Origin of the sequence: Algoriphagus sp. TR-M9 (assembly GCF_027594545.1) — a bacterium.
GTDB lineage: Bacteria > Bacteroidota > Bacteroidia > Cytophagales > Cyclobacteriaceae > Algoriphagus > Algoriphagus halophytocola.
Window position 1 is genome coordinate 3,936,662 of record NZ_CP115160.1, and the last position, 24,682, is coordinate 3,961,343.

Below are 24,682 nucleotides of genomic sequence, written 5' to 3' on the forward strand. Positions count from 1 at the left end.
AGAAATAGCCCGAGCGGAAACGCTCAAATCTGAAAGCGAACGGCGTAAACCCCAGCGGTAAGGGGTGGCTCTGGATAGCCTTATGATCCTGATGGTGAACTACTCTTTTAGAGGTGGTTCACCTGCGCCGGAAGCGGCGTTTTCTCGATCCCGGCGGCGCTGCGCGCCGATTCCTTCCAGTCATTCAAGCTTTCACCTTGCCGGGATCTCAAAAACATCTTTTTCTGACTACTTTTTCACCCCAATCAATTCCCTTGCTTCGCCTTCCTTGATTTGGTGTGAAAATGTTAACTGAAATATTAAAAGCTGGGATAAACCGTGATTGACTCCCCTCCTATCCTACGACCGCACGGATCCGGTCTTTTCCCAGGATGCTTTCAATTACTCATAAATGACTGTAAACACAATCAACTCACTATCTTGAGATTGGTTAGTGAAGATAATGTTTGGGGTACTTTTCTCATTCATCACCCATTCATTAAATTCTGATTCTACCACATGCTTACGACCAGAGAAAATTTTCATTTTTGGAACTTTCATAATGTTTATAGTTTAGTTTAAATTAATTCCCTTGCTGCGCCTTCCTTGATTTGGTGTGAAAATGTTAAGTCAATCTGAATGAATTTGAAAATTCAAAATCTCTGATCTGCTATATATTTCAGTAGACTTTGATTTCATATTATATATAAATATAAAATTTGATGTCTCTCCAATAAATTTGCTATCCCCTTTTAGAGTTGAGACCTCAAGACCTTCAACATTAAATTTAACCATTCTTTCACTGAGTCCTTTTTTTACATTTTTAGAATCAATATTTGCTTGGACTACAGAGCCTATCACGCATACTAAAAGACCTAAAAATAAAACTCCAGTTACTTTTTGATTATCTGTGAGTCCCAATGGCTTTTTAGTAGAGTTCTCAATCCGATCTAAAGTCCCTAAAATTATTTTAAAGAGGACAGCTGGTAGAAATTTAGCAATTAGAGAAAAACAACCAATTTCAATAGGTAATGGGAAAGATGATATAACACCAAGAACTGCAACGGTAATCAAAAAATAATAGATTAAGTTATTGTAACTCTTATAAAATGACTTATTAAAAAAATAATATTCCACTCCTTTCGAGATTGATCCCTTGGTACCCCGTAAGATTGACACTAATTGTGAAATCATCCAAAATAAAATGTAAACAACTAACTCGAGTACTCCATAGTAAAAGACAAAGAATAAAACAGGGTTAATCGCAAAAAACATTAAATCTGTCAAATTAATATAGTTCTCAAAATCTACCCCAAACCTTCCATAGTAAATTTTTAAATAGGAATATCCTATCACGTATATTATAAAGAGAACGGCTGGAAATAAACCTTTTAATTCCTCAATATCCTCATAAATAATTGACCCAGAACTTTCCTTCATTTCCCCCATCTCTCCTCCTGCTTCATTTTATAACCTGCTTTCTCCAGTACCTCTCGCATTTTTTCCACAGTCATCTTCCCGTCAGCAAACCGCTTCCGGTAGGTTCTGACTGTCCCTTCGTGCATATCCAGTTGATGATGCACACCCCTGATGTTAATGATTTCAGCAAATAGTTTTTCAAGGCTCCCCTCCTCCGTGGAGAGGTACATAGCCGGTGGCTCTGCTCCGGTTGTCATTGGTTCATTATTCTTCATCCTTAAATCTACTTAAACCGTTTCATATTTACAACGGTCAAAACTGTCTGCCCTGAGCTTGCCGAAGGATGTCCTAATCCACACTTTTTCACCCTGCCATATTGCTTCAAATCAACACTGAAGCATGATTCTACTTTCCCAAGCCCTGGACTCCATGAAGTCCCGTGATCACCGCGGGATTGCCGTGCCTTTCTCCCTCACTTTCTGCACTGCAGATGAGGGCAAAAACACCGGAGGCGAGATCATCACCCTGGAGAAAGCCGTACTTGGCCGTCTGCTCAAATCCGCTCCCCAGTCTGACAAGATCCAGGAGACCAAGGCCGAAAAACGCCCCCAATCGCACGCCAATAGCGTCAAGAAGATCTTTGACCTGAAGGCTGAGCGCTATTATAACGTCCATATCAGACTGATGTGGGCTTTCAACAATCAAGAAATCTGCTGGTAAATGGCCGTAATCGTAGAAGAATTAGAAGAAAATCCCGACGCATTCATCGGCTATTCCGAGACCACGGGTGCGGCATATCAGCTGGCCGGTGGTAAAGGCAAACCTCAGTCCACGGAGCAGGCGGATGTAGATGAATCCTTTGCTTCTGAGGTGGCCTACTGGGGCAAAGCCAATGATTTTCCGGATCAGATTGAGAAGCACATTGAGTCAAACCCGGATCTGGCAAATGTCCTCCAGTTCAAAGCACTCAAGCTCTATTCCTATGGGCTGACATATAAAGCCCAGGTGGAAGATGAGGAGGGCAATGCCAAGTACATCGATCTGATCATCCCGGAGATTGAGGAGTTTCTGAAGCGCAACCGCCCGGCATTCCTGAAGATGTGCATCGAGTTCACCAGGTTCTATAATGTGTTTCCGGAGCTGGTTCTTTCCCTGGACCGCTCCAAGATCCGGTATATCGACTGCAAGATCACCAAAGAGGGTAGGTATGAGGTGATGGATAAGGTTTTGGGCTATTCCAAAAACCTCTATCTGAATCCCAATTGGGCGACCGGCGGCACGGTGAAGGATACGAAAACAGTCAAAATCCCGATTTTGAACCCTATCTATTTCCCACCGGATCTTCTTAAGGAGCGCACGGATAGTCTCAACTATATTTTCCCGATTTCCTTCCCCACTGGCAAGAAATATTACCAGCTGGCCACTTGGGTGTCTATCATCACTTCCAAATGGCTGGAACTGGCCAATTCCATCCCGGCGTTCAAGCTTGCGCTGATGAATAATCAGGTTACTCTGAAGTATCATATCCAGATGCCGGACTATTGGATGGAGTGGAAGTATCCGAAGTTCAAATCCCTGCCAAAGGAGGAGCAGACCAAGCTCACCAAAGCAGAAATCGACAAGTTTGACAAGTTCCTGGTCGGCCTGGAGAAAACAGGCAAATCCATCACCTCGATTTTCAAGACGGATCCGGCTACCGGCAAGGAATATCCGGGCTGGCGAATCACACCTATTGATGACAAGCTGAAGGACGGCAAGTACATTGAGGATGCCCAGGAAGCGACCACCAAGATCTATTCGGCCAATGGGGTAGATCCTGCCCTGGGCGGCTTCACGCCTGGTACTTCTGGAGCCAACCGTAACGGCTCTGACAAGCGCGAGGCCGGCAATGAGCTTTATACTTCGATCTATGCCTTTGAGGAACTGCTCATGCAGTTTTTTGAATATATCTCGGACTTCAACGGCTGGGATCAGCTGGCTCTGAACAAGCTCAAGTCCAAGGGATATACCTACGCTTCCCTGGTATGGGGATCTGTCAAGGCACATCAGCAAACACTCAATCAAGTATCACCATCCGAAAGAGAGGCTACCCATGATCCAATTCAAGACTGATCAGATCAAAGAGCGGATCAGCTCTACCACTACATTTAATCCTCAGCTCCACATGGCGCATATCAACCGCGCCTATCGCAACCACATCGAGCGATTCTTTCCGGAGGAGCAATACGAGGAATTGGATGCGGAGCTGGCAACACCTTTGGATCCGGGAGCCACTGACCCCGAGAAGGCCGAGCGTGCCAAGAAAGAAAAGCTCTACTCGCTATTCTACGATGCCCTGGCCAATCTAGGCTATTATTACACCATCCCACATCTGGAGGTGACCGTCACATCCACGGGGATAGTTTCCACCAAGACAAATGACAGGGAGAAAGCCGACGCTCGTCAGATCATCCGCCTGGAGAAATCATTTGCTGAAGCTGGGTTGGAAAACCTAGACCGTCTGATCAAATACCTGATCAAGGAAGTTGCACTCTTCACCTGGTGGACGGCTGTTTTTGCGGCTTCTGGCTATCAGAACCTGATCGTATCGGATCACATCGCTTTCCAGCGTTGGGTGGATATCTCCGAGTCTGCCCTGGTATTCCTGCAGCTCCGCCCAGTGATCAACCATATCGAACGCCTGGAAGTGGCTCCGGTGCTCGGGAATACACTTTATCAGGCCATCCTTCCGATATTACCGGCCAGTGATCCCAATTATCAGCTGAGGGAAAATGTATCCGCATTCATCGCCTGCAGATCCATGGCCGACGGACTCAAGATGAAGAATGTGGGGATGAATGAGAAAGGACTCTATCAGATCTACATCGAGAATCAAGACTATGGTAAGCATCCTCCTCTTCCTGCTGCTGTGCAGGAGAAAATCAACCTGCTCAATGCATTGGCCTCCCAGTATAGAGATGTCGTCACGGATTTCATCACTCCTCCGGAGGAAGGTGATTCGGGGATATTGGGCTACAATGAGGAAGATTCGGGATTTTTTCACACCTGGGGATAATGCTGCTAAAACTAGAAGCTAAATACCTGGATGCGATCAAGCTGAGCCTGCCTATTGGCCCTCTTCTATTCTATGTGGAGAAATATTTTTTTAACGACTGGGAATTCCTGAAGCTGCTCCTGATTCTGATGGCCTTGGATTTCGCCTGGGGGTTCACTAGGGCATGGCGAACTCGCACGATTTCCCAGGAGGGTTTTGCCAAGATGGGTAAGAAACTGGCCGAATATGGCACGCTCCTGATTCTTGGCCATGTATTTCTCAATGCCCGCTCTGGAGGAGAATCCATGCCTGTTTTTTCTTACGTGACGGTCGCTATTCACTCGTACCTGCTGGTTCGAGAGGGGATCTCCATCTTGGAGAAACTAGCGATTTCTAACCCAAAGCTGGTTCCTGATTGGATCCTCGACCGACTGAAGATTTACCGGGATTCTGGCAAGATAAAAACTGATGATCATGGAAAAGAGGATCCTCATTCAGAGAGTTAAGAAAAACCAAGATTGCACGATAGGCAATCTCTCGGTGAATGGCGTATTTGTCTGTCATACGCTGGAGCTTCCCTGGAGAAACAACGAACCGCGTAGATCATGCATACCAGCAGGCCAATATGAAGTAGTGTACCGCGAAGACCCCCGGAGCAATTACAAATATCGCCACTTGCATGTGCTGAATGTACCCGGCAGGTCCTGGATTCTCTTTCACAAAGGCAATTACCCAAAGGATACCTTGGGTTGTATCCTTCCCGGTCTGAGTCATACGGATTCCATGGTCGGTGAATCTTCCATGGCTTTCCGAAAGCTGATGCTTACACTGGAAGGAGGCACTTCAATTTCCCTGGAAATTCTGCCATGAGAAGCTGCATCTATTTTCTGTTCATCCTGATGCTGGCCTGCAAGGCTCAGCAGATCACCGATACCCAGACCAGGGAAAAGCCGAGTTTGGATTTCCATTATGGCCCGGAGTTCGATCTGTATCCCATGGGCGAACCTCAGATTCTTGGCCCGGTCACGATCACGCCGATCAGACCGGGATTAGCAGTGATCACCTCCGAATCCAAGGAAATCACCTCAAAAACGGTAGGTTCTCCTCATACATTTGTCCACAAGGATAAATCCAGGATCAACATCAATTCCGGGAATGTTGACCGATCAAAAGACAAGTCAAAAGTCAATTCTGACAACGTGGACAAGTCAAAGGACAAATCCAAAGGTGACACCGACCGCAGCAGGTGGAAGTTCAAAGTTTCGTCCATGGGCTGGCTGATGATTATCGGATTAGTTGTCCTGCTGGTATTTGTGGGGATTCGGTTTGTTTGGCCTAAGATCAAGAACTACCTAAAACCTCCCGGACTTTGAACAAACTTTTCTACGACGGTACAAATGCGCTTGAAATCCCTGCCAAATGGGAAGAATGCGAACGCTGGCAGCTGGCTTCTCTGGTGGAGCACATGCACCAGGCTCAGGACCTCATGGCGCATAAGCTGCTATCATTCCTCATTCTCTCGGCTACCAAGGATCACCTGCAGCACCAGCTGATCATAGCAAGCCTTAGCGATGAAGAGCGGCACGACGCGGCCAAGTTCATGACCTACTGGCTCTACGAGAAGCCAATTTTCATTCGGCACAATCCTTTTCCTAAGTTCAAAGGGTATTTCGGTCCAGGTGCTGATTTCAAGTACGTTTACTTCGAGGAGTTCATCAAGGCAGAGAAATTCTATACTGCTTACGCCAAAGAGCACAAACCGGAAGACCTGGATTCTCTGGTAGCATGTCTCTATCGGCCTAAGCGCTGGCCATGGGCCAAATCCAATCCGCTCAATCCGGAGGATCCCCGCGAGCTCTACACTGCAGCACTTTTTGAAGTCATGAAAGAAAAAGTGGCCAGCTGGCCAAATGGGCTCAAACTCTCCATCTTCTACTATTTCGACAGCTGCCTGCAGATCCTGGTGAAGAATTTCCCCTGGGCTTTTGAGCCTGGTGAGAAACTACCTCCCAAAATCAAGAATGATTCCCCTAAGACACTTTATCACATAGCCCGCGAGCTCGCCAAAGGTATAGAACTGGAGAAAGTCCTCCTTCGCCCGATCGTGCCGGTATTCTTTGAGCTCAATGAATCCCGCATCGATGCCGAGAAATTGAAAATTGAGATGAACAAAAACAAGCAGCAATGACACTCGCCGAAGCAGACTCCTATTTCTCCGATATCGCATCCAAAATGGTGGATATCGCTCACACGGAAGCAGTTCCGAAATATGGCCATTACCACATCGAGGAGGTGCTAACAGGTCTCCGGGAGAATCTGGATATGACGGGCTTTTGCCTACTCCTGGAAGATCCCTCCGGACAGATATACAAGACTGCATCAGAACAGGTGAAGGATCTGCAGACTGCGGCTATTCTGATCCTCAAGCATGTTCCCTTGGATGATTTCGCCTCAGAGAGAATTGTCCTGGATAGAGCGCTGTATCTCTGCAAGCAGGTGGCCGCGCGGATGATCAAGGATCAGGAGCTCGCCATTATGGGCGAAAAACCCCGATGGCTACGAGGTCTCCAGGTCCAGGGATTTGCCTATCAGAAAGGCACCGAGTTATTCGACCGCTGTTTTGGCTACCGGCTAGAATATCAGTACATGCCGAATGAATCCCTTGTCATCAACCCAGCCGACTGGATCAGCTAATTTTCTACTCCATACCTCGTCATTGCGAGGAACGAAGCAATCTCACAAACAAACCAAAACTCACATGAAAACAATCTTGACTTTCTTAACAGTTCTTTGCCTGGCATTGGTCACTCAGTCCTGTAACCTCTCCAAAACTGCCGTAGTCCGGGACACAGTCAAGGCAGTGGCTACTACTACGCCTGACTTCTATCAGTTCTATGATGAGACAGTCGGTGAGGGGAAGCTGAAGGATTATGCCAGGACTGTGGCCAAGAATGCTGACAATCCTGATCTGATCATCCGGATGATTCCCGGGGTGAAGCAGGATGAAGGCTATTTCATCATCAAGCCTGCCAATCCTGGTACTTCCACTACACTGGCAGCTGAATCACCTGGCTCTGGGGAAATATCCATACCCTTGGCACAGCTCAAACCCATACTCATTCCCCAGCGAGGAAATTAACGTTATTTCGAACGCAGTGAGAAATCTTCGTCAATTCATCATCAAGCACTTTTGGGGTCTGTATCGCATGCAGATCCCTTGGCTTTTCTTCCGCCCCTTGGAGATTCGCAAGCGATGGACTTCTGCAGTCCGCCCCAGTCGGATAATTTTTCCCACTTACTTAATTTGTGGTATTCTGATCATTCTCCAAGGATATGGAGGTCTGGGCACATGGATTTCCATCTTGGCTACTCCTGTTTTCTTCTGGCTGGGCTTCAACTGGAAGTATTCCTATTTCCGCTTATTCCCTCCCACTTGGGATGAGCTCGACCGGGAGCAGCGCTGGGATTATGGATGGGCAGCTATCAACACACCCAAATGTCCCTGGGAGCTCACGGCTGATCAGTGGTACGAATGGCACCTGATCGACAACTACTTCAAGCAGAAACTGAGCGACACACTCAAATAGATTTCAAAACCAACCACCTATGAGTTATACTAGAGGAATGAAAGTTTCCAAGACCCAAAAAGCCATCCGAGAAAGCATGCAGCTGGTTGAGCATCTCAAATTACTCGAAGAAAAGGGAGCGCTGCACCTGGATAGAGAAAAGCGGGAAGTTCACCTGGTCCGCGAAATATTCTGGGATGGCAAGGATCTAACCTGGAGAAAGAACTTCACTGCCAACCTTTACTTTTTACTGGAGCGTCATCTTGACAAGCACACTGGCCAGCCTTTCCATATCTACGCTATCAATATCGACACGAAAGAAAGAGCAGAGTATATCACAAGTTATTTGCCGCTTGAAAAAAAATGTATGATCATAAAATAAAATCCCTATCTAAAATTTAGATAGGGACCAACCTAACTTCATTACATACTAACTGCACAAATTAAGCTAGGTTCAATAGACTATCAGTTTTTTGATGATGAATCATTCTCATTGCCATTTTTTATAACAACAATGTTTTTAATGATTTCAATAGCCAAAATTACAGACAAGTCTTGAACGAAATGATAAATTACCTCAGCCATGTTGTTGTACAGTTAGGTTAAACCAAATTTTAGCTAACTGTAACGGTCCTGTAGCGTTAATTCAGTAGACCTAATCACTGCTTCAACCCAAAGCCTGATAAATCATTATATAAAAGATAAAGAGTTTTATTTATAGTACAAAAATTAATTGTCCTACCACCTCCAAACTCCTCCTACCATCTTGGACTAGAATTAAGGTTCGAATGTCATATCAGGCATCCGACATCTGACATCCGACATCCAAATGCCCACAGCCCTCGTCACTCCCCTCCCCACCATCCACACCGCCTACGACCCCCTGATCGTAGCTCTCCAGGACGCTTCAGATCCAGCTTCCGGCCGTGAAGGCCAATCTCAAGTAGAAGTCCAACTCGAAATTGAAGATACTCTTGGTTCTGACGAATGGCGCCTGATCGGCGAATACCTCAATCCCTACGATTACACCAGTGATGAGGCGAAAGTAACACTGCATAAGGCCCTACAGGGCGCACTCTCCCCAGCTCTACCTGATCTGGAAGCGGCGGCCATCCAGCCAATTCCTGGATTGGTAAAAAATTACCGCCTGAAGGCCCGGGATGTGGTGGATGGCGATCCCCTTGGTGAGTTTAACACTACTTCAGCAGCGAAAGCCTGGCTTGCCGGCAATTCTTATATGAACATCGGCCAAGACCTGTTGACCGGCAAAGCTTACCTGTTTCTCACTACTAGACCTCTGATCAGGAGGTTTCACCCTTTGGAGTTAATTCACCTGCAGGTATTGCCAGTGGCTTCCGGTACGCCCTCACTTCGCATCAAGGCCACTTTCAAAGATGGTTCGGATCAGACGGATGTGATCGCCCTGGATCCGGTGACTGCCTTAGTACCGTTTGCTCTTAATGTCTCAATCCCTGCCTATCCTAAACCGCTTGCCTATCTTGAAATTGACTTGACGGGATTGACCGGATCGGCCGAAATGTTAACCTACAGGTTGACTGATAATAGAAATCCTTACTTCCGGCAGCTGTTTTTCCGCAACTCCCTGGGAGGTTTGGATCACATCCCTTTGACGGGTAAAAGTGAAGAGATCCAGGACACCTCCGGAGAGACACTCGCAGCACAGGAATTTCCTCCTACTGATGCTCAGGTCGGTAATTCCAGAGCTTATAATCAAAGCGCTACTGACAGCTTCATCCTGCGCTCAGGATGGATGAGCAAATACGAAATCAATAGCCTCAGGGACATGCGGCTTCGAAATGAGGTCTATTTACTGGATGGCTCAGAGCTGCGCAGGCTGATCCTGGCCAACGGAACCCAGCAGATCAAGAAGGACGGTGAATTCCTCTTTGCTCTGGAGCTTTCTGCTCAATATGCCTGGTCTGAATATGCCTACTCAAGATCTTAATCCATGGCTTTAATTTTACTCAAGCAGACTTTCACCGTCACGCTTCCTTCAGGACGCGATAATTACCACCAGTATTTTTTCAATACCGACACTCTTTTGGTTCAGGAAACAGATTCCAGGGCTTTAGGTTTGGAGGAATATGAAATGGCTGATGATCAGCTGATCTATTCCTCCGGAGGAGATGATTATATGTATGATGGTGACGGAGGATTTTACATTGCCGGAACTCCTCCTGTGGCCACTTGGCCGTTAGCGCTTTCTGCCAATCCTCCAGCTGGTGGCAATGCAGTGGATCTGACCGACACGGCACCTTATGAAGCCGGAGAAACCATTTCAATTTCTGCGGTGGCCAATCCTGGTTATTCTTTTGTCAATTGGAGCCGAAACGGCGCTCCGATCTCCAATTCTCCAATCTTAAATTTCTCCCTTCCGGTCTATGGAGCCGCCTTAGTGGCCAACTTCCAGGAAACTCCCGCCCCTCCTGCTCCAGAACCGCTTCAGGATTCCTTCTATGACCTTGAATTGCGGGTAAAAGGAATTCAGGTGCCTATCCCGCCATTCGTGCAGAAACGTATCGAAGGGATGCTTTCTGATTCCCTGGAAGGAGAATATTCCTATCCGGTAAATATCCCGCTTTCTCCCAAGGAAATGACCGCACTTGGTCTTCCCAATGATGCGCAGTCAAATGAGGACTTTACCGAGCCTATCCCTGCGGAAGTCTGGTCACAAGGCAATCTTCGATACAAAGGTTTTCTGGATATTCTCCAGTCAGACGAGGGAAAGATCCGCTGTAGTTTTATCCTGGATTCAGGATTTTTCATTTCGCAAAATCAAAAACTCACGCTTCCGGAATGCTATGCAGATGAGGAGCCGATTGATATTTCCGGTCAACCGGTAATTGCCATTGGTGGATTTGAAATTCGGTTCAATTACACAGATATCCGCATCTCGGTCAATGACTCCACCCGCAATTTTTTCAAAGCAGAATTCGAAGATCACATTCTCATGCTCGAGGCGGTCGCTGATTGGCTCGAAGGGTTGGGATTGGGATTAAAAGTGCTCATTGAATACAGCGAAGACCTGGCTGATGAGACTTCCAAGATTATTTACTGGGACACGACCACCGTGACGGATTGCGAAATCCTGGTTTTCATAAGAAGCTCCTGGACGACCTCCAGATATAGCCGCGCCAGATATCTGACTTCGAAGCGTTTTGATATGACTTCCTGGAACAATGTGGATGAGTCCAACCGCATCGCTTTCCCCTCTGTCTACAACAGAAATCTATACGATGGCATCAACAGTATGCATGACGGGGTAGTCAACCGCTACGATGAGCAGGGCAGGCTTTACTTTTCCAATATCAAATACCTGACTTACAATGAGTCTTTCCGCTGGGAAAACTGCATTGTGCCTTACCTCTATTTGACGGATGTGGTTAAGACGATTTTCAAATTTCTAAAGATCCAGGTCTCCGGTGAATTCTTTGACCATGATCTGGTGAAGCGGATGCTGATCTATAACAATCGAACGCTGGACTTTGTGTCTGTCCGTGTGAACGGAGCTCCTTCCAGGAGAACCACTTCCAATATTTCCTATGGGGATGAAAATCCTGATCAGGAATCTTATTGGTATGAGAACACCCATGATCTGATCATCAAGCTGGCCAATCACGCTCCGGATTATTCTGTAGTGGAGTTTATGAAGGGGCTGAAGAATTTCTTTGGACTGAAATACGATTTCAACATCCTGCAGAACCGGGTTGAAATCCGATTTGTCCGCTCTAAGATCCGCTCCCGTGAAGTACTGGATCTGACCAGGCAGGCAGAAAGAGTATTTATCCTTAGCCATGGCAAGAAGAAAGGTTTTGCCTTCAGCTATCAGGATCCGGATCCGCTCATGCAGGACGGGGCTTTGCCTGAAACTACCCAGGTTAGCTACACAGATCCTGAAGGGGCTATTTCCATCGTAGAGAATTTCAACGTGCAGAATTACCTGGCTCTGGATGGCTTGGATGCTGAATTGTTCCAAGTTGCCTTCGTGCAGTCGCTCCGGGCTTGGTTCAAGCTCACCCCTGATCAGGACAATCCTCCCTACTGGAAGCTCTTCGCATTCAAACAGCAATCGGATATCATACGGGATGAATCCAAAGAATCCAGACAATCCTGGAATCTTTCTCTCTACTCCTTAGTGGATTCATGGATCAATGGCCGCAAGATGCCAGGTATCGAATGCACGGCCAATCAGCCTGAAACAAATCTCGAGAACAAAGAGACCGGTCTCCGGATATTTGCATTCTATGGCCAACAGGAAGATGCTGCCGGCGGACTGTATTCCTTCGCCAGCTGTACGCGCTTTGATGCCAAAGAAATCCTGTCTGAAGATCAATACGACTTGGATATACGCTCTGAGGATATGTACCCATTCCATGCGGATCAAGAGCGAATCATTACCAACAGCAAGGAATACGAAACAGTCTTGATCCTGGACAATTACAATTTGCTCCAGCTGTCCAAATCTCCATTGATCCGCATCGCCAATTTGGATTATATTCTGGAGGAAATAGAAGTCCAAAACTCGCCTCTGGAGTATGCCAAAGCCAAAGCCAAACTCTTCAAAATTAAATGAGTAGATCCGCACTTTCTGAGCAAGTCAACCGCCTTCTTCCTGGCGAGAAATGGAAAAGAGTCCGCGAAGCTATACTCGCCTCTGCCTCCTATTCCGGGCAGCGTACCAATGACCTACGAAGAGAAATCGACGAATCCAATCGCCTCAAGACGGGCGTGCTTTCCCCTGGCACTCTAGACTTCCCTACTACTACCAGCGCAGCCTTGGATCTGACTGTCTGGGCGATCAATTACCAGATTTTCCAGCCTGGCCCGGTCGCCCTTCCTGTCACCGCTCCACATGCTTCATTCCCTCGACCGGACATCTTCACCGGAGACGACGAGGGCAATATCAACTACTACCCCGGCACCATAGACGCTGAGGGCAATGCCCAGCTGCCCATCGTGCCCGAAGGTGAAGTACTCCTCCGTCAGGTCACCCGTCACCCCAATGGCGACGTGGACGTGGATGATTCCACCCCCTCTCCATCCGAGTGGGTAAGCAAAATAGCCACTGCCACCCAGACCATCGCCAGCTGGCTAGCCTTCCAGAAGATGGCTCGTACCGATGGCCCACCCTTACGAGTGCCAAGTATCAGCATGTCAGGCAGGCTGTACCTATCCGATACCCCAGCTGTTAACGACGTATATTCTACTGTAGAAGGCGTAGGCGACTGGTCGAAAATCCTGACAATAGATATCTCTGGAGGTCAAAAGCGATACTTTGCTAGGATGGATTTCTCCGGCATATCAGCTAACTATGAGAAAGGTGAGCTTTGGGTACAGTTCCAGGTGGATGATGATGGGGATATGGTATCGAACAAACTCAAAGTTTGGGGCGAGATCAATACTGCAAAGCTCAAGATGGTCAGGTTAGATACTGATACCTACGCCATATTCGTCGCCCATGATGAAGCCGCAGCTTTCTATAAGACTCGGCCATTGAAGCAATTTGGTCCATCTAATGTTTATCTCTACCACCACCAGGATGGCAGAAATCCACTCCCGGCTGGAGACCAATTCGAGTTTGAGCTATACGGCGATCTTACTGAAATCATTTCAGATATAGAAGATCTTGAATCTTCACTCCTCGATCTGGAAAATGATTTACAGGACAACTACTACACCAAAAACGAATCAGACCCAGAAGATTCTACAGGGTCAGTAATTGAGTTTGACAAGCCTAGGACATACAATAGTCTAGGAAGCCCAAACACTAATGCCACACTGACCGAAGACAATGATCCATTCCGTAAGGTGACTCAGGTAATCTTTCATCAAGCCGCCAGCTTTAATCCTCCGGCAACATGGGAGAAAAGTACTGGCTCAGATGACTATGATCCAGCCAAGATCAATGTGATTTATGTAGAAGCATTTTCAGCCACTTATAAACGCTATATCATTGACCATGACGAATAATAGAAGGAGATCGGCTTGGATGAGGAGAAATCAGGAAGTTATCCCTCCTTCTGATTTTGAACAATTACCAACTGTGGTATCTGGATCAAGTAAGTGGTGGGGAGGTTGTTTAGGTGCAAATGGTTGTGTTTATGGAGCTCCCAGAAATAGCTCAAACATTTTGAAAATAGACCCTAGCGATGATTCAATTACTTTGATTCCTTGCGCTTCGGGTGGTGATAAATGGATCGGTTGTGTAGCTGCTCCAAATGGAAAGATTTATTTTATTCCATCGTCAAGGACTGCATGTATGGTTTTAGACACCGCTGATGATTCAATCTATGAATTTGCTATGGCTAGCGGTCATGCTGGAGGGGTATTACATTCAAATGGAAAGATTTATACATGTCCAAGAATGACTACTACCGTATATGAGATTGATCCATCAACCGACACAGTTTCAAGTGTATTGAGTGCAAGCGGAGGAGGTTCTAACAAATGGCGAGGCGGGTTCCTTGGTGGAAATAATAAGATATATTTTGCTCCGTCAACAGGTGATAACAGATGGGGAGAACTTGATCCTTTAACGCCTTCAATAGATTATATAACTAGCGGAGCAACTGGAAATGAAATTTCACAACCCGCAATTTTGGCACAAAACGGTTTTGGCTACAGTATTCCGGGGGCGTTTAGGCAAGTAATTAAGCTCGATCCTGCTGCGGGTACTTCCGCTTTGCTCCCCACAGTTTTGGCCTCAGGTGCAAATAAATGGATGGGGGGATCGCTGGTTCCTAATGGGAAAATTTTAGGCTCTCCGTTTAGTCGATCATTAATGCTAGAAATTGACCCTAGTGATGATTCTATTTCTGAAATCACTTTGCCATTTACAATATCTGCTCATGCAGGGCTCGTTCTGGCTGGTAATGGTAGTCTTTATTCTATCCCCTACAATGATTCAAAAGTTTTCAAGGTGTCGAATGTAGGTACAGTTACCCCAAGTATGGTGAGTATGCCTACGGATGTTTCAACTCTTGCCTCATCTGATTATAACAAGTATCAAAACAAGTCTTTCTAATGAACAATATCACAATCAACCAAAAGGAGCTTTTACTCAATATCCTTGATGCTGATAAGCATGAGGTGAGTTTTCAGGATGAGGTATATGGAACAAAAAAAGTGATCGAATGTGAGGAGATCATGATCCGGCCAAAGTCTAAACTGATAAGAGTAAAATGGGCGGCCTATGATGAGACTGAGAATGGAATGAGGATCAATAGAAAGGAATTGGCTCCAGTGATTTCAACCGCTGAGGACTTTGATTTCTTTGTCCAGCTCTTTGGTGCTCCAATTAAGAAGTATAGTCTTAATGGTCTTTTCCGCTACTGTATGGAGAGGTTTGATCTAGCTAGCTATGCGGTCTATGATCAGGCTGGAGAGTTGATTACGGAACAGCCTGTGGCGTTTCCGGAGGTAGAAGATCCTATTATTTAGCAAAGAAAGCGGGCTAGCGCCGGCTTTTTGAATAACCTGAATAAATTCAATACTGGTATAGATTCTAATTCGTTCTCTTGCTCCCTATAAAAGATCAGAAGACTATCCATAAGTCTACGGTAAGATGTGAGAAATTCAATAGATAGAGAGTGATTTTTATTCAATAGCCCATCAGGTAAATCCCATATGAGATCGTCACATTTCTCTTGGTCACCTTTGGCTGAATAAATGTTTTCATAGATAGATCCAATTGCTTCGTGCTTATCTAATAAATCAACCCAGAGTGCGGTAATTCTAGAATTGGATATCAATTTAATCTCTGCATCAATTTCAAAGTTTAACAAATCGATATCAACCAAATCCCTCTTCAACTCATAATACTTATCATATATTTCATCAATAGCTTCTACTGGAGAGGTCTCCTTTAACATAACTTTGTACCTCGGAGCCGCCGATTGCTTATAAAACAAATGATATTGGCCGACATATTTTGAAATCTTGACCATACATCCATGTACTAAAGAATAACTTCTTTCAAGTCTCACTTTTTTAGCATGTTGCCGTAAATATCCAAAGGCTAAGATTAAACCGACTCCTGTAAATATCACTTGAATCCACTCTGCTATCATATTTAAGTAATTAATTAATTCTTGCCAACGATCCATAATTGCTAATTACCACCATTTATTATACTTACCTCTTCGATCACCTGGCCGGCGGTTCTTATACCTGCCGAAGCGGGACATCAGCCAGACAGCTAAGATCCAGGTGAGTATGCCGAGAAGTATTTGCCACCATTCCATTCTCCAAATTTACAATAAAGCAGCACTAAGACTGCTTTATCATTTCCTTATAAACCAACCAATGATGGCTGTTATGAGTCCAATTACCCATTGAAGTAACTTTTGGTTGGTTCTGATCCACTTGCCCATTCTAAACCATTTCAAATTTTCATAAGGATACTTAATTTGAGGAACAGCTCTAGTAATCAAGCGCTCATTTGGAAGTGGGACATATCTCCCTCCATAGTTAACTCCCGAAATAATATCGAGATTTCCTGATTTAGCCATTTGATCTAGTCTGGAAATGTTGTCTAATAAATCTCTGTTCATAGTAATAATATTAATTTAGTACAAAGATAAATAATATTATAACTACATCAAAACCAGTACTTTATAGGTTAATTATTTAGGTTTTTCTACCTCACCTATCCGGTACCTTGACGCCCATAGCTTGCAGCTTATCCATCGCTTCGCCTACCTTGGAGATCCTGCGAAGTTCCAGGTTATAGATCGCATCCAGTACCAGCATGCGGATCTCATGGCCCTTCTTTTTTCGCTCCTCCCATCCATCCTCATACTTGATCCGCTCCAGCTTCGCCACTACCCGGGCCTGCAGCTGCTCCAGCTCCTTCAGTAGTCGCTTATGATTTGGGGATAGGGATCTGTCCATAGCGCGAAGTTAATATTCACAAATTACTTTCAGTTCTTAAGATTTTCTTGTTGTATAATTTGAATCGAAATCTGTAGATTTCCACCTCACACATCCCTACCTTATGACTAATAAATATTATTACTATTTGATTGACTGCGAAGTCATAAATAAAAACCCGAATACGTCTGAAGGAATCAACTCTGAAATTCATCGTTTCAGTCAACTACTTCTCGAATCAAATCCACCACACTTCTACCCTAGTGGCTTCGACTTCAATAATGACGATCCATTTTTCCCTGTAATTAGAGTATCATTTCATGAAGCTCTTTACAAGCGAGATACCTTTTTTATTGAATTACTCAATAAAGCAGGTCTAAAACAGATTTCTGTTAGGACTTCCCTAGAGGGAGATCTATTTAATAAACAGTAGAAATCATTCTTCAATTTATCCAAAGCCAGCCTAATCGCTGGTTTTTTTGTGTCCTAATCCCCGCCTCCCCACGCCTCCATATTACTTCCTCATTCAGGAAGTATGGCCGAAAATCCCATTTCAGAAATCCAATCCTACGTCCAGTCCTGGGCGGATAGGACGGATCAGGTATTACTCCAGATGATGAAGCGCCTCGGCGTGGGCATCACGGAGGAGCTATTTAAGTCCGTGCAGTCACGGGTGTATGCCCAAGCCTCTGCCATGATCGGCTATGACCTGTCCTTCCTAACCTATGGCCGGTTCAGGGATATGAACGTCGGCCGTGGCCGGGGCAAAGACCTCTCCCTGAAATTCGAATCCACCACTACCAACCGCGAGATCATCCAGGGGAAGAACCGAAAGCGCTCCAAAGTGGCAAAATGGTATTCCCGCCCTTTCTATGGCCGACTGAATGCCCTCGAGGGAGCCATTGGCATCCAGATGATGGAGCAAAGTATCCGCGCGGTCAAAACCCCTCTGACAGATGATTAGACAGGATACCGTGCAGATGCGCATGGAGATCGACGGCAAGCAGTCGATCTCCGAACTCGGCAAGCAGGAAATGGCCGCTTACGAGTACCGCTCCGAACTCAAGCAGATCAAGGAAGAGCAAGTGGCCCTGGAGCGTGAGTCCAAGAAAGTGGATAAGATCCGCGAGCGCTATGACAGACTCACCAAGCAGGTCAAGGAACTGGAAGCCGCCGGTAAGACCACCGGTAAAGCATATATCAAGACTGCTACCCAGTTAGGCAAAGTCTCCGAGCAACTTCGCTCTGCAGAGAAGGCTACCAAAGACCTCGCTTCCAGTCAGGCCCGGTACAAGGCCACTGCTGACAAACTCGACGAAACGAACCTAAAGATCAAGTCCCTTCGCAAAGAAATGGGCTTGGCTGGAATGACTATGTCCCAGCTTAGAAGCCATCAGCGGGATCTCCAGCGTGAGATGGATAAGGGCATCACCAAGGGCACGGAGCGATATGAGCGGCTGAAGCGAGAGATCCAGGAAGTGAATGGTGCCATCCGGGCGCAGCGGGCAGATGTCAATGGCACTACTTCCGCATGGTCCAAGATCAAGACAGAGATCACGCGCTTTGGTGTATTGGCATTGGGATACCTGGGAGCGCAGGAATTATTGGGCAGGATCGGTAACCTGGTAAGAGGAGCTGCTGAACTTTCTGATGCCCTTTCTGATGTGCGGAAAACTACAGATCTGACCGATGCTTCAGTCAAAGAGCTGAACAAAGATCTCGGAGACCTGAATACCCGTACAGCCAGAAAAGAGCTTCTGGGCATGGCAGAAATTGCCGGTCGACTCGGGATCAAAGGCAAGGCTGATATCCTTGGATTTGTCAATGCTGCAGATCAGATAAATGTGGCACTGGGCGATTCTCTGGGAGAAACTGAGACCGTCATGCGTGAGCTGGGCAAGCTTACCAGTACCTACAAAATCCAGGAGGCTTATGGCATCGAGGAATCATTGCTCCGGGTAGGCTCTGCTATCAATGAGCTCGGCATGGCCAGCACGGCCAACGAGGGAAATATAGTAGACTTCACCAGGCGCATGGGTGGAATTGCCCCATTGGCCAAGATCTCAGTTCAGGAGATTCTGGGTATGGGAGCTACACTGGATTCCCTTGGCCAGACATCGGAAACTTCATCTACTGCACTTTCCAAGCTATTCATCAATATGGCGAAGAATGCCAAGGAATATGCCCGATTTGCCAAGATGGAAATGGCTGACTTTGTGAACCTGATGAATACAGATGCCAATGAAGCATTCATTCGGGTACTTGAGGGAATCCAGGATAATTCAGCCGGAATCACCGAACTGGCCGGGACACTCGGAGACCTGGGCGAAGATGGCGGTAGAGTGGTGGGTGTACTCGGTACTTTGGCCAATAACACCAAGTTGCTCCGGGAGCAGCAGGCACTTTCCAACCGCTCATTTCAGGAAGGCACTTCCATCACCGAGGAATTTCAGGTCAAAAATGAAAATCTAGCGGCCTCGCTGGCCAAGGTGCAGCGTTGGATCAACCAGGCTTTCATCAATTCTACTTTTATGAATTTCCTGGAAAAATCCATCGGAAAATTGGCTGACTGGGCCATGGGAATAGATGAAGCCACACGTGCATTTCAGGGACAGGAGAAATACGTCCAAAGCCTGGAGCGTAAGCTTCCGGATCTCATTAATCGATATGATGAACTTGACACGTATGCTGTCCGAAATACTGAACAGCAGGAAGAAATGGCCAAGATCATTGAGGAAATTGCTCGCCTGGTACCAACTGCAGTGACCGAATTTGATGAATACGGTAAGGCCATCGGAATCAGTACAGGAAAAGTCCGGGAGTTTACCAAAGCGCAAAAAGAGGCGCTGAAACTTCAGAATGCAGATGCCATTGCTGAGCAAAGGGATCATCTTAAACTTTTGGAAAATGACATTCTCCGGATCTCGTGGGCATTACAGCGCCGAGATGATGAAGGAGACCTATTCAAATACGTGACCTCACAGTCAGGATTGGCCCAGCAGAAAGTCAAGCTTACTGCAGACGAGATCCGCAACCTTCAAAAAGAACTCAATAGCCTGAATGATCAGAAGCTCGGGAGAATGCAGATCCTTGCTGATCTGGGCGATGATGAAGCCGTAAGTCAGTTTGCATTCCAGGGAGCTCCGGCCTCACTGGGCAGAGCCGGATTTTTCCAATCCGATCCTATTGCAGACAGCGAAAGCTCAGCTAGTTCAAGCTCAGCTGAGCAGGAGATTGACAAGATGCTGGAGAAATTCAAGGACTTTCAGCAGACCGTCAAAGATCTGAACGCTGAAGCCGAGCTTGACCGGCTGGAGAAGGACTCCAGGGAAATCGCCCAGATTGAGCAGAAATTCCAGACCCTTCGCGAAAAGGCACTGGAATATTACAATCAGGGCTATCTGGACAAGCAGACCTATGATCAGACCGTTGCACAGCTTGACAGCCTGCAGAATGAATATCAGGACAGAGCTATTGATGAGCAAAATGAAGCCGTCAAAGAAAAGCGCGCAAAATTCCAGGAAGACATTGCCCTAATGGCCATGGATGAGCAGGAGCAGGAGATTGAGCAAACACAAAGGAAATTTGATGCACTGATTGCACAGGCTCAGGAATATGGACTGGACACTGCAGAACTGGAACGCCTCCGGAGGGAGACCATTGAGGAGATCAACAAGGAATTCGATGAGCGCCTGCTGAAGCAAAAGCAGCAAACCAATGATCGCCAGCTGAGGGCAGACATGGAAATGCGCCAGGCCCAGATTGAGGTGACCATGGAATATGCCCGCATCGCCGGTGAGGCCATCAACCTGGTAGGCAAGAAAGGCGGCGAGCTCACAGCATTTCAGAAAATCCTGGCTTTGGCACAGATCGGTATAGATACCGGAGCGGCCATCATGAAAGCCGAGCTTGTGGCCCTGCAGGCTGCCTCAGCCGGCGGACCTGCAGCACCTTTCATCTATAAGGCAACCAAGCTCAGCATCATTGGGTCAATATTGGCAGCTGCAGGCAGAGCCAAGAACCTGTTCAGCAATTCCGAAGTGCCGGAATTTGGTCAGAGCGAAGGAGAAGGGAACACTCCTGTCCGTGGAAGATCCACAGGAGCGCCAAAGAATTCATACTACTTTGGTGGAGCCACAGGAGGTGGACTTGGGTTTGGCGACCAGTACGGAGAGTATGCCGGCTATGTGCACCGTCATGAGTATGTGATCCCAGAGGCTGTGCGCAAAGAGCCGATCGTTCAGATGCAGATCGAGCCGCTTTTGGAGTCCCTCCGGATGAGGGCATTCTCCGGTAGATCATTCTATAATGGCGGGGAAACCTCACCAACGGCAAGTCCTACTGCTGCAGTAAATCCTGTTCCTGGAGTTGATAATTCCGGATTGATCAAAGCTCTGAACAGGCTAAACCACAATCTGGAAAACCCACTTCCTAGTGAAGCCTACCTGGTATACTCAAAAGATGAAGCATTCCGAAAAGAGGCGAAAGATCTGGAAAAAAGGTATAAAGCTTAAGGATTCCCGCTGATTGGAAAGTCAGCGGGAATTTTTATTTTAGGTTAGATTTTTAACTAACCTATCTTATGAATTTTGTAGCAATTGACTTTGAGACAGCTACGTCTCAACGCAATAGCCCATGCGAAATTGGGCTTACTTTTATCGAAGACTGGAAAATCAAGGAAACAAAAAGTTGGCTGATCAAGCCAGAAAGCAATTATTATGATTCCTATAATATCAGAATTCACGGAATCACCCCAGACGACACAAAAGATAAACCTGAGTTTGGAGATCTTTGGTCGGAAATCAGGCCTTATGTTGAGAACAAATTTCTGATTGCTCATAATGCAGGTTTTGACTTTAGTGTGCTTAGAAAAAGTCTTGAACTCTATGATTTAGATTTCCCTGAGTTATCCTACAGCTGCAGTTATATTTTTTCAAAAAAAGTATGGCCAGGACTACCAGGCTATGGTCTTCGGGATCTTTGCACTTTTAATCAAATTCAATTCAGCCATCACCGAGCCGGTGATGATAGTCTAGCAGCCGCAAAACTCTCTTTGAAAGCTTTTGCCGAAATAGGACTTGAATCGCTAGAACAGTTCACAGACAAATTACAAGTCAACATTGGTCGACTATTCCCAGGTGGTTATAAGCCTTCAGAAACCAAGAGAGTTTACTATCCCAAAGAGACAAAACAATATACTGGGGACCCAGAAAAGCATAACCCTGATAGCATTTTCTATGGAAGAAATGTCCTCTTCACAGGCAAAATGGATTCTATGACAAGAGACGAAGCTAACCAGGCAATTGCGGATATAGGAGGTACTCCAATGAAGGGTTTTAATAATTCTATAGAATTCTTAGTGGTGGGACAACAAGATTATAGAGTAGTTGGAGACGATGGAATGAGTTCCAAGCAGGAAAAAACCATCAAGCTTATTGAAAAAGGAAAATCAATCGAAATAATGTCAGAAGATGACTTTTTAAGAAACCTATAAATCAAAAAATAATGACCTGCCAAAACTGCCAGAAAGAAATCAAAGACACAGTTTTTCAATTCAACCATATTGTAGATGGCATTACAGCTAAGTTTATCCAGAAATACACGGATTTGGATAGCGAATCCTACTGCAAAAAATGCAGTGAAACAATCATTCCTGAAGCAAAAAGAAACTTCTTTACCCTAAAAAATGAAGCCGAAAGCTACATCAAAAATCATATAGCAATCATTCCTATAATCACTCTACACAGCCCAAAAGATTGGGATTATACTACTCTTGAGATTGTCAGTGGCCAATCCGTATCCGGGACTGGATTAATATCAGAAATAGCTTCAAACTGGACTGATTTTTTTGGAATGCAATCTGGCAGTTTCAATAAAAAACTAAAGGAGGGAGAGGACCTTTGCAAGGCTCAATTGAGAATTCAAACACTTAACTTGGGGGGGAATGCCATTATAGGCACTGATATAGACTATTCAGAGGCAGGAGGAGGAAAAGGAATGTTAATGGTATGTATGGCCGGAACTGCTATCAAAATCCGAAATCTTGATTCTTTAAAAATAGACCGAGATATTCTTAATAATTTACAAGTTCATTCTCAAACACTCCTAGAGTGCGAGGCTTTTGAACGAAATAGAGATCTGAACATCTAGTATTTTTTGCCATCTTTACACCGCTGACCTTCTTGGATTAAACCGTACGCGCTCTCGCAACCCCACTGGGGTTTGCGGAGAGTGGGTGAAAGTCCCATGCCGATTGCGCGTGCGCAAGAAGGTCAGCAGCACCGTATAACCCCACCTCTATGGCACTAGATGAACGATTTTCCCGACTCCTTACCCAGGACGATTTTGACCTGCTAAACTCCCATTACACGTTGGATCTAGACTATACCTCAGCTGCAGACTATCGCAGAGCTCAGGTAATCTGGAACCTTCACGCTAAATGCGAAAGCCTATCCGATCAACTAAAGCAAAAAGACACTGAAGGCAAACGCCTCAAAACGCCGGAAAATTGAATTCGACTTCGTCATCTTCAAACATCCCTAGATCCCGGAGGTAATTATCCGTTTCGGTAATACTCCAGTGCCGGCACTGGCGCTGGACTTTTTTCATATCCTTTGTCGCCTGATAAAGCTTGATCGCTCCGGTGTGCTTCCAGGAATATAGCGTCTGTCCACCGGTGATTCCCAAAAAATCCAAATGCGGCTTGTACCGCTTGGTACTATAGTGCTTGGAATATGGCTCTGGTCCCGGTTCCCCTTTGTTACCAAAAATGAAAAAATCATTATTATGGTCTAGAACTCCAAACTCCCGGATCAGCTGACGAAGGCCATCCGGAATAATCACAAACTGGTTTTTGTGATTTTTGGACAGCTGCTTCTTTTCTCCCTTCACTTCTACCTGTGCACTGATCAGCAACTTATTCCCACGGATATCCCTAACCTTCAGCAACTGAATTTCCTTAGGTCTAGCCAGCGTGTAGTAAATGAAAGCACAGAATAAAAGCATCTGAGGATCTTTTTCCCTCAGATGATCCTTTACCCTCTTCGCCTGGACATCACTATAGGGAATGTGGGAAGAATTGGAAACCCTCAGTTTAGAAACCTCCTTCGCAGGATTTTCATCAAGCACCTTTCTTTTTACCAGGTAATTAAAAACTGTATCCAGCCAGATTTTATAATTGTTCCTGGTTCGATTGGATACTCCTACCCTGATCACTGTCTTTCCTTTCTTGACCGGTCGCTCATTGGTCAGGTAACTCAAAAATGCAAAAACCTGATCTTGGTCAAATCGCGTAAGAGGCAAATCGGTCAGTTTCCGATCAGCTAAATATTCTTCAAAAACATTCAAAAATGAATTGTATCCGTCCACTGCCCGATCTCCTACCTCCCCGGAATGTTCTTTAGTGAACCACTGAAAGGCTTTTAAAATACTCTTTGGCCTTGGATCATGCTTTTGCCGTTGGGTCTTACCAGAACTATCGATGTATGCACCATCCTTCAGTGCTTTGTCGATTTCAGTTTTGATCCGCTGAGCTTCAGCATACCGCTCCGGAGCAGTCTTGAATTTGGCAGATAAGTAATCAAGTTTACGGATTAATTTTTCTGTAGCTACATCCCAGACCCAAAATTCAACATACCAGCGCTTGCTGAGATCACCACCGCGATCCCGGATTTCGCACATTCGGTACTCGTATATTGGTTTGTCCGCCATAAAAAATAAGCCTATTCCTGTAGCAATTTTTGTAGCAAAAACAGAGAAGGGGTTGCAAATCATTGATTCACAACCCCTTATA

28 protein-coding genes are annotated in these 24,682 nt (G+C 45.8%); 21 read left to right on the plus strand and 7 right to left on the minus strand.

Annotation, left to right across the window (positions count from 1 at the left end; all coding sequences use genetic code 11):
- Window positions 1–381: 381 nt before the first annotated feature.
- The 3 genes from PBT90_RS16735 to PBT90_RS16745 form a co-directional block, all read right to left on the minus strand.
- Window positions 382–525 (minus strand): hypothetical protein, encoded by a 144-nt coding sequence (locus tag PBT90_RS16735; protein WP_270130219.1) that lies wholly within the window; start codon window positions 523–525, stop codon window positions 382–384.
- 84 nt (window positions 526–609) lie between these two features.
- A complete protein-coding gene (locus tag PBT90_RS16740) occupies window positions 610–1,419 on the minus strand; it encodes a hypothetical protein (protein ID WP_270130221.1) in 810 nt (269 codons plus the stop codon).
- A complete protein-coding gene (locus tag PBT90_RS16745) occupies window positions 1,416–1,673 on the minus strand; it encodes a hypothetical protein (protein WP_270130223.1) in 258 nt (85 codons plus the stop codon). Before PBT90_RS16745 ends, PBT90_RS16740 begins: the two co-directional genes overlap by 4 nt.
- A gap of 124 nt (window positions 1,674–1,797) precedes the next feature.
- Here PBT90_RS16745 and PBT90_RS16750 point away from each other — a divergent pair, with 124 nt between their 5' ends.
- The 16 genes from PBT90_RS16750 (at window position 1,798) to PBT90_RS16825 (ending at window position 15,459) form a co-directional block, all read left to right on the plus strand.
- Window positions 1,798–2,118, plus strand: coding sequence for a hypothetical protein (locus tag PBT90_RS16750; RefSeq protein ID WP_270130225.1), 321 nt, complete (start codon window positions 1,798–1,800; stop codon window positions 2,116–2,118).
- A complete protein-coding gene (locus tag PBT90_RS16755) occupies window positions 2,119–3,510 on the plus strand; it encodes a hypothetical protein (protein WP_270130227.1) in 1,392 nt (463 codons plus the stop codon).
- A complete protein-coding gene (locus PBT90_RS16760; protein WP_270130230.1) occupies window positions 3,491–4,453 on the plus strand; it encodes a DUF6712 family protein in 963 nt (320 codons plus the stop codon). The genes PBT90_RS16755 and PBT90_RS16760 overlap by 20 nt, the downstream gene beginning before the upstream one ends.
- Window positions 4,453–4,938: a phage holin family protein gene (locus PBT90_RS16765; RefSeq protein WP_270130232.1), complete on the plus strand. Its 486-nt coding sequence runs from the start codon at window positions 4,453–4,455 to the stop codon at window positions 4,936–4,938. Before PBT90_RS16760 ends, PBT90_RS16765 begins: the two co-directional genes overlap by 1 nt.
- Complete coding sequence (locus PBT90_RS16770; RefSeq protein WP_270130234.1) at window positions 4,907–5,302, plus strand: DUF5675 family protein; 396 nt, start codon at window positions 4,907–4,909, stop codon at window positions 5,300–5,302. Before PBT90_RS16765 ends, PBT90_RS16770 begins: the two co-directional genes overlap by 32 nt.
- Window positions 5,299–5,805 carry a hypothetical protein gene (locus PBT90_RS16775; protein ID WP_270130236.1) on the plus strand — a complete coding sequence of 169 codons (507 nt, stop codon included), beginning with the start codon at window positions 5,299–5,301 and terminating at the stop codon, window positions 5,803–5,805. Before PBT90_RS16770 ends, PBT90_RS16775 begins: the two co-directional genes overlap by 4 nt.
- Window positions 5,802–6,620, plus strand: coding sequence for a hypothetical protein (locus PBT90_RS16780; RefSeq protein ID WP_270130238.1), 819 nt, complete (start codon window positions 5,802–5,804; stop codon window positions 6,618–6,620). The genes PBT90_RS16775 and PBT90_RS16780 overlap by 4 nt, the downstream gene beginning before the upstream one ends.
- Window positions 6,617–7,126, plus strand: a complete 510-nt coding sequence (locus PBT90_RS16785) for a hypothetical protein (RefSeq protein ID WP_270130240.1) — start codon at window positions 6,617–6,619, stop codon at window positions 7,124–7,126. Before PBT90_RS16780 ends, PBT90_RS16785 begins: the two co-directional genes overlap by 4 nt.
- A gap of 64 nt (window positions 7,127–7,190) precedes the next feature.
- The gene (locus tag PBT90_RS16790) at window positions 7,191–7,571 is read left to right on the plus strand and encodes a hypothetical protein (protein ID WP_270130242.1); all 381 of its coding nucleotides are present in this window, start codon (window positions 7,191–7,193) and stop codon (window positions 7,569–7,571) included.
- Between the two features lie 16 nt (window positions 7,572–7,587).
- A complete protein-coding gene (locus PBT90_RS16795) occupies window positions 7,588–8,019 on the plus strand; it encodes a hypothetical protein (protein ID WP_270130244.1) in 432 nt (143 codons plus the stop codon).
- Between the two features lie 19 nt (window positions 8,020–8,038).
- Window positions 8,039–8,380: a hypothetical protein gene (locus tag PBT90_RS16800; RefSeq protein ID WP_270130246.1), complete on the plus strand. Its 342-nt coding sequence runs from the start codon at window positions 8,039–8,041 to the stop codon at window positions 8,378–8,380.
- Between the two features lie 447 nt (window positions 8,381–8,827).
- Entirely contained in the window at window positions 8,828–9,964 is a 1,137-nt protein-coding gene (locus PBT90_RS16805) for a hypothetical protein (protein ID WP_270130248.1), read from the plus strand.
- A gap of 3 nt (window positions 9,965–9,967) precedes the next feature.
- Window positions 9,968–12,592 (plus strand): InlB B-repeat-containing protein, encoded by a 2,625-nt coding sequence (locus tag PBT90_RS16810; protein ID WP_270130250.1) that lies wholly within the window; start codon window positions 9,968–9,970, stop codon window positions 12,590–12,592.
- Window positions 12,589–13,989: a hypothetical protein gene (locus PBT90_RS16815; RefSeq protein ID WP_270130252.1), complete on the plus strand. Its 1,401-nt coding sequence runs from the start codon at window positions 12,589–12,591 to the stop codon at window positions 13,987–13,989. Before PBT90_RS16810 ends, PBT90_RS16815 begins: the two co-directional genes overlap by 4 nt.
- Window positions 13,979–15,043 carry an NHL repeat-containing protein gene (locus tag PBT90_RS16820; RefSeq protein WP_270130254.1) on the plus strand — a complete coding sequence of 355 codons (1,065 nt, stop codon included), beginning with the start codon at window positions 13,979–13,981 and terminating at the stop codon, window positions 15,041–15,043. The genes PBT90_RS16815 and PBT90_RS16820 overlap by 11 nt, the downstream gene beginning before the upstream one ends.
- Window positions 15,043–15,459, plus strand: coding sequence for a hypothetical protein (locus PBT90_RS16825; RefSeq protein WP_270130256.1), 417 nt, complete (start codon window positions 15,043–15,045; stop codon window positions 15,457–15,459). Before PBT90_RS16820 ends, PBT90_RS16825 begins: the two co-directional genes overlap by 1 nt.
- Here PBT90_RS16825 and PBT90_RS16830 read toward each other — a convergent pair.
- The 3 genes from PBT90_RS16830 to PBT90_RS16840 form a co-directional block, all read right to left on the minus strand.
- On the minus strand, window positions 15,456–16,124 hold the full coding sequence (locus PBT90_RS16830) for a hypothetical protein (protein ID WP_270130258.1): 669 nt from the start codon (window positions 16,122–16,124) through the stop codon (window positions 15,456–15,458). The two genes, PBT90_RS16825 and PBT90_RS16830, sit on opposite strands and share 4 nt — an antisense overlap.
- Window positions 16,125–16,301: 177 nt before the next feature.
- Complete coding sequence (locus PBT90_RS16835) at window positions 16,302–16,571, minus strand: hypothetical protein (RefSeq protein WP_270130260.1); 270 nt, start codon at window positions 16,569–16,571, stop codon at window positions 16,302–16,304.
- Between the two features lie 91 nt (window positions 16,572–16,662).
- Window positions 16,663–16,911, minus strand: coding sequence for a hypothetical protein (locus PBT90_RS16840; protein WP_270130267.1), 249 nt, complete (start codon window positions 16,909–16,911; stop codon window positions 16,663–16,665).
- A 514-nt stretch (window positions 16,912–17,425) separates the two neighbouring features.
- Between PBT90_RS16840 and PBT90_RS16845 the strand changes: the two genes are divergently transcribed.
- The 5 genes from PBT90_RS16845 to PBT90_RS16865 all read left to right on the plus strand — a co-directional run bounded on the left by PBT90_RS16845 (window position 17,426) and on the right by PBT90_RS16865 (window position 23,402).
- The gene (locus PBT90_RS16845; RefSeq protein WP_270130269.1) at window positions 17,426–17,854 is read left to right on the plus strand and encodes a hypothetical protein; all 429 of its coding nucleotides are present in this window, start codon (window positions 17,426–17,428) and stop codon (window positions 17,852–17,854) included.
- Window positions 17,847–21,404: a phage tail tape measure protein gene (locus PBT90_RS16850; protein WP_270130271.1), complete on the plus strand. Its 3,558-nt coding sequence runs from the start codon at window positions 17,847–17,849 to the stop codon at window positions 21,402–21,404. The genes PBT90_RS16845 and PBT90_RS16850 overlap by 8 nt, the downstream gene beginning before the upstream one ends.
- 68 nt (window positions 21,405–21,472) lie before the next feature.
- Window positions 21,473–22,384 (plus strand): exonuclease domain-containing protein, encoded by a 912-nt coding sequence (locus tag PBT90_RS16855; RefSeq protein WP_270130273.1) that lies wholly within the window; start codon window positions 21,473–21,475, stop codon window positions 22,382–22,384.
- 11 nt (window positions 22,385–22,395) lie between these two features.
- On the plus strand, window positions 22,396–23,040 hold the full coding sequence (locus PBT90_RS16860) for a YbjQ family protein (protein WP_270130275.1): 645 nt from the start codon (window positions 22,396–22,398) through the stop codon (window positions 23,038–23,040).
- Window positions 23,041–23,189: 149 nt separating this feature from the next.
- On the plus strand, window positions 23,190–23,402 hold the full coding sequence (locus PBT90_RS16865; RefSeq protein ID WP_270130277.1) for a hypothetical protein: 213 nt from the start codon (window positions 23,190–23,192) through the stop codon (window positions 23,400–23,402).
- On the opposite strand, the gene PBT90_RS16870 is transcribed toward PBT90_RS16865, so the two are convergent.
- A complete protein-coding gene (locus tag PBT90_RS16870; RefSeq protein ID WP_270130279.1) occupies window positions 23,383–24,663 on the minus strand; it encodes a tyrosine-type recombinase/integrase in 1,281 nt (426 codons plus the stop codon). The two genes, PBT90_RS16865 and PBT90_RS16870, sit on opposite strands and share 20 nt — an antisense overlap.
- Window positions 24,664–24,682: the final 19 nt, after the last annotated feature.

What these genes read in the sequence shown, in the direction of transcription:
- PBT90_RS16840 (WP_270130267.1), bottom strand. Translation starts at nt 16,911, where the DNA reads ATGGACAGATCCCTATCCCCAAATCATAAGCGACTACTGAAGGAGCTG.
- PBT90_RS16830 (WP_270130258.1), bottom strand. Translation starts at nt 16,124, where the DNA reads ATGGATCGTTGGCAAGAATTAATTAATTACTTAAATATGATAGCAGAG.
- PBT90_RS16745 (WP_270130223.1), bottom strand. Translation starts at nt 1,673, where the DNA reads ATGAAGAATAATGAACCAATGACAACCGGAGCAGAGCCACCGGCTATG.
- PBT90_RS16860 (WP_270130275.1), top strand. Translation starts at nt 22,396, where the DNA reads ATGACCTGCCAAAACTGCCAGAAAGAAATCAAAGACACAGTTTTTCAA.
- PBT90_RS16790 (WP_270130242.1), top strand. Translation starts at nt 7,191, where the DNA reads ATGAAAACAATCTTGACTTTCTTAACAGTTCTTTGCCTGGCATTGGTC.
- PBT90_RS16775 (WP_270130236.1), top strand. Translation starts at nt 5,299, where the DNA reads ATGAGAAGCTGCATCTATTTTCTGTTCATCCTGATGCTGGCCTGCAAG.
- PBT90_RS16755 (WP_270130227.1), top strand. Translation starts at nt 2,119, where the DNA reads ATGGCCGTAATCGTAGAAGAATTAGAAGAAAATCCCGACGCATTCATC.
- PBT90_RS16835 (WP_270130260.1), bottom strand. Translation starts at nt 16,571, where the DNA reads ATGAACAGAGATTTATTAGACAACATTTCCAGACTAGATCAAATGGCT.
- PBT90_RS16825 (WP_270130256.1), top strand. Translation starts at nt 15,043, where the DNA reads ATGAACAATATCACAATCAACCAAAAGGAGCTTTTACTCAATATCCTT.
- PBT90_RS16815 (WP_270130252.1), top strand. Translation starts at nt 12,589, where the DNA reads ATGAGTAGATCCGCACTTTCTGAGCAAGTCAACCGCCTTCTTCCTGGC.
- PBT90_RS16810 (WP_270130250.1), top strand. Translation starts at nt 9,968, where the DNA reads ATGGCTTTAATTTTACTCAAGCAGACTTTCACCGTCACGCTTCCTTCA.
- PBT90_RS16740 (WP_270130221.1), bottom strand. Translation starts at nt 1,419, where the DNA reads ATGAAGGAAAGTTCTGGGTCAATTATTTATGAGGATATTGAGGAATTA.
- PBT90_RS16865 (WP_270130277.1), top strand. Translation starts at nt 23,190, where the DNA reads ATGGCACTAGATGAACGATTTTCCCGACTCCTTACCCAGGACGATTTT.
- PBT90_RS16870 (WP_270130279.1), bottom strand. Translation starts at nt 24,663, where the DNA reads ATGATTTGCAACCCCTTCTCTGTTTTTGCTACAAAAATTGCTACAGGA.
- PBT90_RS16785 (WP_270130240.1), top strand. Translation starts at nt 6,617, where the DNA reads ATGACACTCGCCGAAGCAGACTCCTATTTCTCCGATATCGCATCCAAA.
- PBT90_RS16805 (WP_270130248.1), top strand. Translation starts at nt 8,828, where the DNA reads ATGCCCACAGCCCTCGTCACTCCCCTCCCCACCATCCACACCGCCTAC.
- PBT90_RS16855 (WP_270130273.1), top strand. Translation starts at nt 21,473, where the DNA reads ATGAATTTTGTAGCAATTGACTTTGAGACAGCTACGTCTCAACGCAAT.
- PBT90_RS16800 (WP_270130246.1), top strand. Translation starts at nt 8,039, where the DNA reads ATGAGTTATACTAGAGGAATGAAAGTTTCCAAGACCCAAAAAGCCATC.
- PBT90_RS16735 (WP_270130219.1), bottom strand. Translation starts at nt 525, where the DNA reads ATGAAAATTTTCTCTGGTCGTAAGCATGTGGTAGAATCAGAATTTAAT.
- PBT90_RS16765 (WP_270130232.1), top strand. Translation starts at nt 4,453, where the DNA reads ATGCTGCTAAAACTAGAAGCTAAATACCTGGATGCGATCAAGCTGAGC.
- PBT90_RS16850 (WP_270130271.1), top strand. Translation starts at nt 17,847, where the DNA reads ATGATTAGACAGGATACCGTGCAGATGCGCATGGAGATCGACGGCAAG.
- PBT90_RS16760 (WP_270130230.1), top strand. Translation starts at nt 3,491, where the DNA reads ATGATCCAATTCAAGACTGATCAGATCAAAGAGCGGATCAGCTCTACC.
- PBT90_RS16845 (WP_270130269.1), top strand. Translation starts at nt 17,426, where the DNA reads ATGGCCGAAAATCCCATTTCAGAAATCCAATCCTACGTCCAGTCCTGG.
- PBT90_RS16770 (WP_270130234.1), top strand. Translation starts at nt 4,907, where the DNA reads ATGGAAAAGAGGATCCTCATTCAGAGAGTTAAGAAAAACCAAGATTGC.
- PBT90_RS16750 (WP_270130225.1), top strand. Translation starts at nt 1,798, where the DNA reads ATGATTCTACTTTCCCAAGCCCTGGACTCCATGAAGTCCCGTGATCAC.
- PBT90_RS16820 (WP_270130254.1), top strand. Translation starts at nt 13,979, where the DNA reads ATGACGAATAATAGAAGGAGATCGGCTTGGATGAGGAGAAATCAGGAA.